General features: G+C 73.0%; 10 protein-coding genes, 1 tRNA gene and 1 pseudogene. 10 read left to right on the forward strand and 2 right to left on the reverse strand.

Annotated features, from left to right (window positions below; all coding sequences use genetic code 11):
* Nucleotides 1-351: 351 nt before the first annotated feature.
* Nucleotides 352-1692 carry a UDP-N-acetylglucosamine 1-carboxyvinyltransferase gene (murA, locus tag ABZX67_RS26510; protein WP_355364766.1) on the reverse strand — a complete coding sequence of 447 codons (1341 nt, stop codon included), beginning with the start codon at nt 1690-1692 and terminating at the stop codon, nt 352-354.
* A gap of 238 nt (nt 1693-1930) precedes the next feature.
* Between murA and ABZX67_RS26515 the strand changes: the two genes are divergently transcribed.
* From ABZX67_RS26515 to ABZX67_RS26560, 10 genes and pseudogenes are all read left to right on the forward strand, one after another.
* Nucleotides 1931-2491 carry a YqgE/AlgH family protein gene (locus ABZX67_RS26515; protein ID WP_355364769.1) on the forward strand — a complete coding sequence of 187 codons (561 nt, stop codon included), beginning with the start codon at nt 1931-1933 and terminating at the stop codon, nt 2489-2491.
* A gap of 41 nt (nt 2492-2532) precedes the next feature.
* Nucleotides 2533-2820 (forward strand): DUF3039 domain-containing protein, encoded by a 288-nt coding sequence (locus ABZX67_RS26520; protein WP_063835429.1) that lies wholly within the window; start codon nt 2533-2535, stop codon nt 2818-2820.
* A 193-nt stretch (nt 2821-3013) separates the two neighbouring features.
* Complete coding sequence (locus ABZX67_RS26525) at nt 3014-4324, forward strand: extracellular solute-binding protein (RefSeq protein WP_355364773.1); 1311 nt, start codon at nt 3014-3016, stop codon at nt 4322-4324.
* 26 nt (nt 4325-4350) lie between these two features.
* Nucleotides 4351-5217: pseudogene (locus ABZX67_RS26530) on the forward strand (sugar ABC transporter permease); the annotation flags it as partial.
* Complete coding sequence (locus ABZX67_RS26535; RefSeq protein WP_355364776.1) at nt 5214-6053, forward strand: carbohydrate ABC transporter permease; 840 nt, start codon at nt 5214-5216, stop codon at nt 6051-6053. The pseudogene ABZX67_RS26530 and the gene ABZX67_RS26535, both read left to right, overlap by 4 nt.
* A gap of 16 nt (nt 6054-6069) precedes the next feature.
* Entirely contained in the window at nt 6070-7701 is a 1632-nt protein-coding gene (locus tag ABZX67_RS26540) for a beta-N-acetylhexosaminidase (RefSeq protein ID WP_355364943.1), read from the forward strand.
* Between the two features lie 309 nt (nt 7702-8010).
* Nucleotides 8011-8889: an FAD binding domain-containing protein gene (locus ABZX67_RS26545; protein ID WP_355364779.1), complete on the forward strand. Its 879-nt coding sequence runs from the start codon at nt 8011-8013 to the stop codon at nt 8887-8889.
* Nucleotides 8886-10082 (forward strand): (2Fe-2S)-binding protein, encoded by a 1197-nt coding sequence (locus tag ABZX67_RS26550; RefSeq protein ID WP_355364782.1) that lies wholly within the window; start codon nt 8886-8888, stop codon nt 10080-10082. Before ABZX67_RS26545 ends, ABZX67_RS26550 begins: the two co-directional genes overlap by 4 nt.
* The gene (locus tag ABZX67_RS26555) at nt 10079-12397 is read left to right on the forward strand and encodes a xanthine dehydrogenase family protein molybdopterin-binding subunit (RefSeq protein ID WP_355364785.1); all 2319 of its coding nucleotides are present in this window, start codon (nt 10079-10081) and stop codon (nt 12395-12397) included. The genes ABZX67_RS26550 and ABZX67_RS26555 overlap by 4 nt, the downstream gene beginning before the upstream one ends.
* A gap of 26 nt (nt 12398-12423) precedes the next feature.
* The gene (locus tag ABZX67_RS26560) at nt 12424-12957 is read left to right on the forward strand and encodes an AAA family ATPase (RefSeq protein WP_355364788.1); all 534 of its coding nucleotides are present in this window, start codon (nt 12424-12426) and stop codon (nt 12955-12957) included.
* A gap of 18 nt (nt 12958-12975) precedes the next feature.
* Here the strand turns inward: ABZX67_RS26560 and ABZX67_RS26565 are convergent.
* A tRNA-Cys gene (locus tag ABZX67_RS26565) sits at nt 12976-13050 on the reverse strand.
* Nucleotides 13051-13177: the final 127 nt, after the last annotated feature.

The raw sequence follows: 13177 nt of genomic DNA on the forward strand, positions 1-13177 counted from the left end.
CCCGGGGGGGGGCGGCCCCCCCCCGGGGGGCCCCCGGGGCCCCCCCCGCGCTCACCGGGGGCCCCCCCCCCCCCGGGGGGCCCCCCCCCTTCTGTTCGCCCGCCCACACCCCCGTACAGGCCCGCGAAAGGCCCTGTAGGCCTCTTGTGCGAGGCAAATGCCGACGGCCCCCGCGAGCGCGGGGGCCGTCGGCGTCTGTGCGGGTGCGGCGCGTTACGCGCCGTCAGATCGCAGCGGTGGGAGGGAGTTCGACCTTCGCGCCCAACTCCACCAGCTTCTCCATGCTGTGTCTTCCCGGGGGATAACCCCCGGACCCCCAGCAGGGGCGACCAGGGCCGTGGGTGCGGAGCGTCAGATCGCCGCCGACGCGGGGAGTTCGACCTTCGCGCCCAACTCCACGAGCTTCTCCATGAAGTTCTCGTAGCCGCGGTTGATCAGGTCGATGCCGTGGACCCGGGAGGTCCCCTGCGCCGCCAGGGCCGCGATCAGGTACGAGAAGCCGCCGCGCAGGTCCGGGATGACCAGGTCGGCGCCCTGGAGCTTCGTCGGGCCCGACACGACCGCGGAGTGCAGGAAGTTGCGCTGGCCGAAGCGGCAGTCCGAGCCGCCCAGGCACTCGCGGTACAGCTGGATGTGCGCGCCCATCTGGTTCAGCGCGGAGGTGAAGCCGAGCCGCGACTCGTACACCGTCTCGTGGATGATGGACAGGCCCGCCGCCTGCGTCAGGGCCACCACCAGCGGCTGCTGCCAGTCGGTCTGGAAGCCGGGGTGCACGTCCGTCTCCAGCGCGATCGCGTTGAGCGCTCCGCCCGGGTGCCAGAAGCGGATGCCCTCGTCGTCGATCTCGAAGGCGCCGCCCACCTTCCGGTACGTGTTGAGGAACGTCATCATCGAGCGCTGCTGGGCGCCGCGCACGTAGATGTTGCCCTCGGTCGCCAGCGCCGCCGACGCCCAGGAGGCCGCCTCCAGGCGGTCCGGCAGCGCGCGGTGGGTGTAGCCGCCGAGCTTGTCGACACCGGTGATCCGGATCGTCCGGTCGGTGTCCATGGAGATGATGGCGCCCATCTTCTGCAGGACGCAGATGAGGTCCTCGATCTCCGGCTCCACCGCGGCGTTGGACAGCTCCGTCACGCCCTCCGCCAGCACGGCGGTGAGCAGCACCTGCTCGGTCGAGCCGACCGAGGGGTACGGCAGGCGGATCTTGCAGCCGCGCAGCCGCTGCGGGGCCTCCAGGTACTGGCCGTCCGCCCGCTTCTCGATCGTCGCGCCGAACTGCCGCAGCACGTCGAAGTGGAAGTCGATCGGGCGGCCGCCGATGTCGCAGCCGCCCAGGCCCGGGATGAAGGCGTGGCCGAGGCGGTGCAGCAGCGGGCCGCAGAAGAGGATCGGGATGCGCGACGAGCCCGCGTGGGCATCGATGTCGGCGACGTTGGCGGACTCGACGTACGTCGGGTCCAGCACGAGTTCGCCCGGCTCGTCGCCGGGGCGCACGGTCACGCCGTGCAGCTGCAGCAGCCCGCGCACCACCCGGACGTCACGGATGTCGGGCACGTTGCGCAGGCGGCTCGGCCCGCTGCCGAGCAGGGCGGCGACCATCGCCTTGGGCACGAGGTTCTTCGCGCCGCGGACGCGGATCTCGCCCTCCAGCGGGGTTCCGCCGTGGACAAGCAGTACATCGTCTGTGCCGGTCATGAATCTCGCGTTCCGGAGTGAGGGGCAGGGGGCCAGGGAAAAGGGTAAGGGGCTTCGGACCGTGTACCGGTAGGGCGAGGGGCTCAGTCAGATGTAATGAATTCGGCACAACACCCTCTGTTTTCCCACCCTTGCGGAGGGTTACGGTCCACTTCCAGCCACCGGGTCCTCCCGGGTGGCCGGAGTCGGCCTGCCGCTCGACCCCCCGCTCCGGCCCGAGATGCGGGATCATGTCGGCATGACCGAGGTGTCCTCGCTCACAGGACGGCTGCTCGTGGCCACCCCCGCGCTGGTGGATCCCAACTTCGACCGCGCGGTGGTGCTGCTGCTCGACCACGACGACGAAGGGTCGCTCGGCGTGGTCCTGAACCGCCCGACGCCCGTCGACGTCGGCGACATCCTGGAACCCTGGGCCCCGCTGGCCGGGGAGCCGGGCGTCGTCTTCCAGGGCGGCCCCGTCTCGCTGGACGCGGCGCTCGGCCTCGCCGTGATCCCGGGCGACGAGGGCCCGCTGGGCTGGCGGCGCGTGTACGGCGCGATCGGGCTCGTGGACCTGGAGACCCCGCCGGAGCTCATCGCGGCGGCGCTCGGCTCGCTGCGGATCTTCGCCGGGTACGCGGGCTGGGGGCCGGGCCAGCTGGAGGAGGAACTGGCCGGCGGGGCGTGGTTCGTCGTCGACTCCGAACCCGGCGACGTCTCGTCGCCGCGGCCCGAGAACCTGTGGCGCGAGGTGCTGCGGCGGCAGCGCGGCGAGCTGGCGATGATCGCGACGTACCCGGACGACCCGTCGCTGAACTGACTCCTTCGGTCGCTGTCCGCGCGGGGGTACCCTTGGAGCTCATGAGCACTCTTGAGCCCGAGCGCGGGGCAGGTACGGGGACCCTCGTAGAGCCGACGCCGCAGGTGTCGCACGGCGACGGCGACCACGAGCGCTTCGCCCACTACGTCCAGAAGGACAAGATCATGGCGAGCGCCCTCGACGGCACTCCCGTGGTGGCGCTGTGCGGGAAGGTCTGGGTGCCCGGGCGCGACCCGAAGAAGTACCCGGTCTGCCCCATGTGCAAGGAGATCTACGAGTCCATGGGCGCCGGCGGCGACAAGGACAAGGGCGGCAAGGACAAGAAGTAGCCCGTCCGGTTTCACGACGATGGCCCCCGGCCGTGTGCGTACGCCACGCCCGGGGGCCATCGTCGTGTCGGATTGTTTCCGCTGACTGGTTCAGACCTCTTGTGGGGCTGCCGGGGCGGCTTTAACCTCCTGAGTGTTGTGCAGCACGAAACGCCCGTTGCGCATGATGCAACGCCGCGGAGGGGACTCTGCCATGAAGCTTCCTGCACGAACGCTCCGCCGGGCGGCCACCGCCGCCGCCCTGGTGTCCTTACTCCTGGCCGGCGCCTGTGCCCCGCAGACCGCCGGCACCGCCGCGCAGAAGGACGAGAAGAGCGGCACCCTGCGCGTCTGGCTCTTCCGCGAGGTGAACAACACACCGAAGGAACGGGTCGTCGACGCCGCCGTCGCCGCCTTCGAGAAGCGGCACGCGGGAACGGACGTCCAGGTCGAGTACATCCCCGTCGACACCCGCGCCCAGCGGATCAAGGCCGCCTTCAACGACCCCTCCAGCGCCCCGGACCTCATCGAGTACGGCAACACCGACACCGCCGGATACGTGAAGGACGGCGGACTCGCCGACATCAGCGCCGAGTTCGCCGCCTGGCCCGACACCCGGGACACCGACCCCACCGCGCGGGCCTCCGTCACGGTCGGCGGGAAGGTGTACGGGGCGCCGTTCTTCGTCGGCGTACGGGCGCTGTACTACCGCACCGACGTGTTCCGGGAGCTGGGCCTCTCGGCCCCCAGGTCCCTCGGCGAGCTGACCGCGACGGCGAAGCGGATCCGGCAGGCGAAGCCGGAGCTGTACGGAATCGCCGTCGGCGGCGCGTACACGTACGGCGCGATGCCCTTCGTCTGGGCGCACGGCGGCGACCTCGCGGTGGCACGCGGCGGCTCGTACACCTCCGCCCTCACCGGCGAGGCGGCGCGCAGGGGCATCACGGCGTACACCTCGCTCTTCGGCGACGACAACTGCCCGGCCGCCACCTGCGCCTCGATGGGCGGCAACGCGACGGTCACCGCGTTCGCCTCCGGCAAGGCGGCGATGGCGATCGGCGGCGACTTCAGCCGCGCGGCCGTCGAGGCCGGGGCGGTGAAGGGCGCGTACGCGGTGGTGCCGCTGCCGGGGGTGCGCCCCGGCTCGGTGGCGCCGGCGTTCGCGGGCGGGAACAACCTCGGTGTGCTGAAGAGCAGTTCGCACCGGACGTTGGCCGTCGACCTGATGAAGTCCCTCGCGGGGAAGACGACCCAGGGCGCGCTCTTCGACGCGATGGGCTTCCTGCCGACGTACACCGACGTGCGCGCGGCCGCCGCGACGAGGCAGCCGGCCCTGAAGCCCTTCATCGACACGCTGGCGGCCAGGACGAAGTCCGTCCCGGCGTCGGCGGCCTGGGGGCAGATCGACGCGTCCCAGGTGCTGCCGACGATGTTCCAGGAGATCGTCAGCGGCCGTAAGGACGTGGCGACGGCCTCGCAGGACGCGGCGGAGAAGATGAACGCGGCGTTCGCGTCGGCCCGTTGAGCGCCGTCAGCCGCCCGGGGCGCGGGGGATGGGCGCCCTGGCTGTACCTCGCGCCGGCGCTGATCGTGCTCGCGGGGCTGCTCGTGTACCCCGTCTACCAACTCGGGCTCATCTCCTTCCTGGAGTACACCCAGGCACAGGTCAGCGGCGGCGAGCCGACCTCCTTCCAGGGGCTCGGCAACTACGCGGCCCTCGTCCGCGACGAGCAGTTCCGCAGCGTCCTCCTCGCCACCGTGCTGTTCGCCGCCGCCTGCGTCGCCGCCACCCTCGCCGTCGGCTGCGCCCTCGCCGTCCTCCTCACGCGCGTGCGCGCCGTACCGCGCCTCGCGCTGATGCTGGCCGCCCTCGGCGCCTGGGCGACACCCGCCGTGACGGGGTCCACCGTCTGGGTGTTCCTCTTCGACGCGGACTTCGGGCCCGTCAACAGGCTGCTCGGACTGGGGGACTTCTCGTGGACGTACGGCCGCTACAGCGCCTTCGCGCTCGTCCTCTTCGAGGTGGTGTGGTGCTCGTTCCCGTTCGTGATGATCACCGTCTACGCGGGCATCCGGGCCATCCCCGTCGAGGTGCTGGAGGCCGCCGCGCTCGACCGCGCCTCGCAGTGGCGGACCTGGCGCTCCGTCACCGCGCCGCTGCTGCGGCCCATCCTGGCCGTCGTCACCATCCAGTCGGTCATCTGGGACTTCAAGGTCTTCACCCAGATCTACGTGATGACGAACGGCGGCGGCATCGCCGGCCAGAACCTCGTCCTCAACGTGTACGCCTACCAGAAGGCCTTCGCGTCCTCCCAGTACAGCCTCGGCTCGGCGATCGGCGTCGTCATGCTGCTGATCCTGCTCGCGGTCACGCTGGTGTACCTACGGCTGCTGCGCCGCCAGGGAGGTGACCTGTGAGCCGCCTCCGTCCGCGCAGGCCCGGCCGCCTCGCCGCCGACGCCGCCGCCCTGCTCGTCGCGGCCGTCGTCGCCTTCCCCCTGTACTGGATGGTGCTCTCCGCCCTCAAGCCGGCCGGCGAGATCCAGTCCACCGATCCCCGCCCCTGGACGCTCTCCCCGTCGCTCGACTCCTACCGCCGCGTCTTCGAACAGCAGGACTTCGGGCGCTACTTCCTCAACAGCCTCCTCGTCGCCTCCGCCGTCGTCGTCGCGTCCGCGCTCATCGCCTTCCTCGCGGCCACCGCCGTCACCCGCTTCCGGTTCCGCTTCCGTACGACGCTGCTCGTGATGTTCCTCGTCGCCCAGATGGTCCCGATCGAGGCCCTGACCATCCCGCTCTTCTTCCTGATGCGGGACCTCGGCCAGCTCAACACCCTGGGCTCGCTGATCCTCCCGCACCTCGCGTTCTCCCTCCCCTTCGCGATCTGGATGCTCCGCGGCTTCGTCAAGGCGGTCCCCGAAGCCCTGGAGGAGGCCGCGTACCTCGACGGCGCGAGCCGGGCGCGCTTCCTGTGGGGGATCCTCTTCCCGCTGGTCTTCCCGGGGCTCGTCGCGACGAGCGTCTTCTCCTTCATCTCCACCTGGAACGACTTCCTCTTCGCGAAGTCGTTCCTCATCAGCGACACCTCGCAGTCGACACTCCCCATGGCGCTCCTCGTCTTCTTCAAGCCGGACGAGAACGACTGGGGCGGCATCATGGCCGCGTCGACGGTGATGACCATCCCGGTGCTGGTCTTCTTCGTACTCGTACAGCGCCGCCTGGTGTCCGGGCTCGGCGGCGCGGTGAAGGACTGACGACCCGATGGACCCGATGGACGTGATGGACCTGATTCCGGCCCCGCTATCCTCCCGGTGGGTACCGCCCGCCGGGCACGACATCCTCGACACGGACACCCGACTGGAGGCCCAGCCGGGCACGGAGGGTGTCGCGCGGTGGTTCCGCGCCACGATCGGCGCCGCCACCGGGCTCCCCTTCCCGGACGGGGACGACGACGACAACCGCGTCGTGCTGAGCATCGACCCGGCGCTGGCGCCCGAGGCGTACCGCGTCGTCGTCGACGGATACGCCCGGCGCATCCAGGGCGGCAGCGCCGCCGGGGTCTTCTGGGGCGCGCAGACCTTCCGTCAGCTGCTGGGCCCTGACGCCTTCCGGCGCGCACCGGTCACCACCCGCCGTGAATGGGGCCTCCCCATGGTCGTCGTCGAGGACGAACCCCGCTTCGCCTGGCGCGGCGTCCTGCTCGACGTCGCCCGCCACTTCCTCGCCAAGGACGACGTCCTGCGCTACGTCGACCTCCTGGCCGCCCACAAGCTCAACGTCCTCCACCTCCACCTCACCGACGACCAGGGCTGGCGCGTCCAGATCACGCGCCACCCCCGCCTCACGGAAGTCGGCGCCTGGCGGGCGCGCACGAAGCGGGGGCACCGCGCCTCGGAGCTCTGGTACGACACCCCGCACGGCGGCTTCTACACGCACGACGACATCCGCGAGATCGTCGCGTACGCCGCCGAGCGGCACATCCGCGTCGTCCCGGAGATCGACCTCCCCGGCCACGTGCAGGCCGCCATCGCCGCGTACCCGGAGCTCGGCAACACCGACGTCGTCGACACGGCCGCCCTCCCCGTCTGGGACACCTGGGGCATCAACCCGAACGTGCTCGCCCCCACCGACGAGACCCTCCGCTTCTTCGAGGGCGTCCTGGAGGAGGTCCTCGACCTCTTCCCGTCCCCGTACATCCACCTGGGCGGCGACGAGTGCCCCAAGGACCAGTGGAAGGCGTCCCCGACCGCGCAGGCGCGCATCAAGGAGCTCGGGCTGGCCGACGAGTACGAGCTCCAGGCCTGGTTCATGCGGCACTTCGACCGCTGGCTGGCGGAGCGGGGCCGCCGCCTGATCGGGTGGGACGAGATCCTGGAGGGCGGCCTTCCGCCCGGCGGCGCCGTCGTCGCGTCCTGGCGCGGGTACGCCGGCGGGATCGCCGCCGCCGAGGCCGGCCACGACGTCGTCATGTGCCCCGAGCAGCACGTCTACCTCGACCACCGGCAGCACGGCGGCCCCGACGAGCCCGTGCCCATCGGATTCGTCCGCACCCTGGAGGACGTCTACCGCTTCGAGCCCGTACCGCCCGGACTCTCCCCGGAGGCCGCCGCGCGCGTCATCGGCACCCAGGCCAACGCCTGGACCGAGGTCATGGAGACCCGCGCCCGCGTCGACTACCAGGTCTTCCCGCGCCTCGCCGCCTTCGCCGAGGTCGCCTGGTCCACCCGCCTCCCGGCCCCCGCCGAGCGCGACTTCGCGGACTTCGAACGCCGGATGACCGCCCACTACCGGCGCCTGGACGCGCTCGGCGTCGACTACCGCCCGCCCGGCGGCCCGTCGCCGTGGCAGCGGCGCCCCGGCGTACTCGGACGCCCGATCGAGGGGCCGCCCCCGAACGTGTGAGCCCGGCCCGAACGAGCCCGCCGCGCGCCCGCCGCCTGCCACGGTGGAGGCCGTCCGGAACAAGCCGTACAAGGTCGCCGAGAAGTGCCAATGACGTCGCAATCCGCACCTGCCGCCGATGGTGCGCCAAACCCGCTCATCCCGCAGGTCACGGGACGTCCGGGGCGGATGCGCCCTTCGCGGACCCTCGCGTCGAGCAGCCCGGAAGATGTGCCAGAGTTGCCACGTCGGCTCTGTGAGCACGTACGGTACGGCAACACAGGCGGGACAGCCGGGGACATCCGGGGACACCGGGAAGGGGCAGCTGGGTTGACCACGCACGCACCGCAGGCGGCGCAGTCCGTGACGCTGCCGGCCACGCTCGACGCGGCCGTGGCGGCACTCACGGCCATGCCCGCCGCCGTGCCCGTCGCGGGCGGCACCGATCTGATGGCCGCCGTCAACAAGGGCCAGCTCCGCCCGGCCGGCCTCGTCGGACTCGGCCGCATCAACGAGATCCGCGGCTGGCAGTACCAGGACGGCCACGCCCTCCTCGGCGCCGGTCTCACCCACGCGCGCATGGGCCGCCCCGACTTCGCGGCGCTCATCCCCGCACTCGCCGCCGCAGCCCGCGCCGCCGGACCGCCCCAGATCCGCAACGCGGGCACCCTCGGCGGCAACATCGTCAGCGCCGCGCCCACCGGTGACTCCCTGCCCGTGCTGGCCGCCCTGGAGGCGGACCTCGTCGTGGCGGGCCCGGCCGGTACGCGCGAGATCCCGGTCTCGTACCTGCTGGCCGGCCGCGAGCTGCTCGCGCCGGGCGAGCTGGTCGGCTTCGTCCGCGTACCGCTGCTGCACGCGCCGCAGGTCTTCCTGAAGGCCACCGGCCGGACCGGACCCGGCCGCGCCACCGCGTCGGTCGCGCTGGTCCTGGACCCGGCGCGGCGCGGCGTGCGCTGCGCGGTGGGCGCGATCGCGCCGATGCCGCTGCGGCCGCTGGAGGCGGAGCGCTGGATCGCGTCGCTGATCGACTGGGACGGCGACCGCGGGCTGGCGCCGGACGCGCTGACGGCCTTCGGGGAGTACGTCGCGGCGGCGTGCATCCCGGACCCGCCGGAGGGCGGGGAGCAATTGCCGCCCGCCGTACTGCATCTGCGGCGCACGGTCGCCGCGCTGGCCCGACGAGCACTGGGGAGGGCGCTGTCGTGACCACCGGCGAGAACGAGAACGAGTACGAGTACGAGACCGGGCAGGAGTACGGCGGCTGGCGGCCGACGCCGCAGGGCGAGTACGACGGCGACGCGACCGCCTTCGTCCAGCTGCCGCCGGAACTGGCGGGCGAGGGGGCCCCGCTGGAGGCGCCCGGCCACGGTTACGTACCGGCGGAGGCGTGGGCGGCGCACGACCCGAACGCGGCCGCGCAGTGGGGCTACCCGGCCGCTCCGGCCGCTCCCTCCGCTCCGGAGGGTTCGGAGGCCGCGCCCGCCGAGCTGACCGGGCAGTGGACGATCCCGGTCGCCCAGGGGGATATCCCGGACGAATCCGGCGAGTTCACGACCTCGGCGCTGGCCTCGCAGTGGACGAGCGGCAACCCGCCGGCCACCCTGCCGGGCGGCGCCCCCGCGCCGTGGGCGACCCCCGAGCCGGTCCGGGAACCCGAGCCGGTGTCCGAGCCAGAGGCCGAGGCCGCGGAGGCGCCGCGGGAACCGGAGCCTGAGCCCGCACCCGCACCCGAGCCGGAACCTGCCCCCGAGCCGGAGCCGGAACCGCAGCAACCGGAAGAAGTCGCGCCGACCCACGCCACCGACAGCGACGAGCACCCCCACGTCTCGTACGTCCTGCGCGTCAACGGCACCGACCGCCCCGTCTCCGAGGCGTGGATCGGCGAGTCGCTGCTCTACGTGCTGCGCGAGCGCCTCGGCCTCGCCGGCGCGAAGGACGGCTGCTCGCAGGGCGAGTGCGGCGCCTGCAACGTCCAGGTCGACGGCCGCCTCGTCGCCTCCTGCCTGGTGCCCGCCGCCACCGCGGCCGGCAGCGAGGTCCGCACGGTCGAGGGCCTCGCCGTGAACGGCGAGCCCTCCGACGTACAGCGGGCCCTCGCCAAGTGCGGCGCCGTCCAGTGCGGCTTCTGCATCCCCGGCATGGCCATGACCGTGCACGACCTGCTCGAGGGCAACCACGCCCCCACCGAACTGGAGACCCGCCAGGCGCTGTGCGGCAACCTCTGCCGCTGCACCGGCTACCGCGGCGTCCTCGACGCCGTCCGGGAGGTGGCCGCCGAGCGCGCCGCCTCCGCCACCGCGGCGGCCGAAGCGGCAGCCGAGGCGGCCTCCGCGACGGCGGCCGACACGGCCCGCATCCCGCACCAGGTTCCCCACCCGCACGACGGAGGCATGGCGTGAGCAACGACGCGGCCACCGCCATCCCGGCGGTCGACGGCCCTCAGGGCCCGCAGCAGGAGGTCCCGACCCACGGGCTCGGCGCGTCGCTCCCGGCCGCCGACGCCCGCGCCAAGACCGAGGGCACCTTCCCCTACGCCTCCGACCTGTGGGCCGAGGGCCTGCTGTGGGCGGCCGTCCTGCGCTCCCCGCACGCCCACGCGCGCGTGGTGTCGATCGACACCAGCGCCGCCGCCGAGATGCCGGGCGTGCGCGCCGTGGTCACCCACGCCGACGTGCCAGGCACCGCCACGTATGGCCGTACCGTCGCCGACCGCCCGGTCTTCGCCGCCGACCTCGTACGCCACCACGGCGAGGCCATCGCCGCGGTCGCCGCCGACCACCCGGACACCGCCCGCCTGGCCGCCGCCGCCATCGCGGTCGAGTACGAGCTCCTCGACCCGGTCACCGACCCGGAGAAGGCCTTCGCGGCCCCGCCCCTCCACCCCGACGGCAACCTGATCCGCCACATCCCGCTGCGCTACGGCGATCCGGACGCGGTCGGCGAGGTCATCGTCGAGGGCCTGTACCGCATCGGCCGCCAGGACCCGGCGCCCATCGGCGCGGAGGCGGGCCTCGCCGTGCCGCGCCCGGACGGCGGCGTGGAGATCTACACCGCCTCCACCGACCCGCACACCGACCGGGACCTGGCCGCCGCCTGCTTCGGCCTCGCGCCCGAACAGGTCAAGGTCGTCGTCACCGGCGTCCCCGGCGCCATGGGCGACCGCGAGGACCCCGGCTTCCAGATCCCGCTGGGGCTGCTGGCCCTGCGCACCGGCTGCCCGGTGAAACTGGCCGCCACCCGCGAGGAGTCCTTCCTCGGCCACGCCCACCGCCACCCCACCCTGCTGCGCTACCGCCACCACGCCGACGCCGAGGGCCGCCTGGTGAAGGTCGAGGCGCAGATCCTCCTCGACGCGGGCGCGTACGCCGAGGCCTCCTCCGAGTCCCTCGCCGCGGCCGTCGCCTTCGCCTGCGGCCCGTACGTCGTGCCGCACGCCTTCATCGAGGGCTGGGCCGTCCGCACCAACAACCCGCCCTCAGGCCATGTGCGCGGCGAGGGCGCGATGCAGGTCTGCGCCGCGTACGAGGCCCAGATGGACAAGCTCGCCGCACGGCTGGGCCTGGACCCCGCCGAACTGCGCCTGCGCAACGCCATGGCCACCGGCGACATCCTCCCCACGGGCCAGACCGTCACCTGCCCGGCGCCCGTCGCCGAACTCCTCCAGGCCGTCCGCGACTTCCCGCTCCCCGCCCTCCCCATGGACTCCCCGGAGGACGGCTGGCTGCTCCCCGGCGGCCCGGAGGGCGCGGGCGAGCCCGGAGCCGTACGGCGGGGCGTCGGGTACGCGCTCGGCATGGTCCACATGCTCGGCGCGGAGGGCACGGACGAGGTCTCCACGGCCACGGTGAAGGTCCACGACGGCGTGGCGACCGTCATCTGCGCGGCGGTCGACACCGGCCAGGGCTTCTCCACCCTCGCCCGCCAGATCGTCCAGGAGATCCTGGGCATCGACGAGGTCCACGTCGCCTCCGTCGACACCGACCAGCCCCCGGCGGGCCCGGCCGCGCACGGCCGCCACACGTGGGTGTCGGGCGGCGCGGTCGAACGCGCCGCGAAGATGGTCAGAACGCAGCTCCTCCAGCCGCTCGCCCACAAGTTCGGCATGTCCACCGAGCTGCTCCAGATCACGGACGGCAAGATCACGTCGTACGACGGCGTCCTGTCCACCACCGTCATGGAGGCGATGGACGGCAAGGAGCTCTGGGCCACCGCCCAGTGCCGCCCCCATCCCACCGAGCCCCTCGACGACGCCGGGCAGGGCGACGCCTTCGTGGGCCTCGCCTTCTGCGCCATCCGCGCGGTCGTCGACGTCGACATCGAGCTCGGCTCCGTCCGCGTCGTCGAGATGGCGGTCGCCCAGGACGTGGGCCGCGTGCTGAACCCGGCCCAGCTCGCCACCCGCATCGAAGCGGGCGTCACCCAGGGCATCGGCGCGGCCCTCACCGAGAACCTCCGCACCCCCCGCGGCCTCGTCCGCCACCCCGACCTCACGGGTTACGCGCTCCCGACCTCCCTGGACGCCCCCGACATCCGCATCGTCACCCTCGTCGAGGAGCGCGACGTCGTGGCCCCCTTCGGGGCCAAGGCCGCCAGCGCGGTCCCGGTGGTCACCGCCCCGGCCGCCGTGGCCTCCGCCGTCCGCGCCGCCACGGGCCGCCCCGTCAACCGCCTCCCGATCCGCCCTCAGGCGGCGGTCGCCGTGCCGAAGGCGTAACCGTCGTCAACGAGGGAGCCGGCGACGTGAGGTCCTCTGTCGTACTGATCACCGGTGTCATGGCCGCCGGCAAGTCCACCGTCGCGCAGGCGCTCGCCGAGCGGTTGCCGCGGGCCGCGCACGTGCGCGGGGACGTGTTCCGGCGGATGATCGTGTCCGGGCGCGAGGAGATGGTGGCCGAGCCGAGCGACGAGGCGTTCGCGCAGCTGCGGTTGCGCTACCGGCTGTCCGCCGCCACCGCCGACGCGTACGCGGCGGAGGGGTTCACCGCCGTCGTGCAGGACGTGGTGGTGGGCGAGCAACTCGGCGCGTACATCGGGCTCGTACGGGCCCGGCCCCTCTACGTGGTCGTCCTCGCGCCGCACCCGTCCGTCGTCGCCGCCCGCGAGGCCGGGCGGGAGAAGGCCGGGTACGGCGGCGGTTGGACCCCGGAGCGGCTGGACCGGGTGCTCCGGGAGGAGACGCCACGCGTCGGGCTGTGGCTCGATACGTCGGAGCTCGACGTGGACGGAACGGTGGACGCGATCCTGGCCCGGTGGGACCAGGCCAGGATCGCGTAGCACCTCCTGTGGAACCGATGGAGACCGTGGCGGGAATCGAACCCGCGTCACCAGGTTTGCAATCTGGCCCCTAAGCCACTCGGGCACACGGTCGTGCGGTGTTGCTTCGGTACGACCGTACGGGGGCGGGCAGTTGGGACGGAAGGGCAACCGGCGGGCCGCAACACGACTGCCATGTGGCGTTCATGGTCGTACGACCAAGGGGGGAGGCCTTCCCCGT

The organism is Streptomyces sp. NPDC003036, assembly GCF_040611175.1.
Lineage (GTDB): Bacteria > Actinomycetota > Actinomycetes > Streptomycetales > Streptomycetaceae > Streptomyces.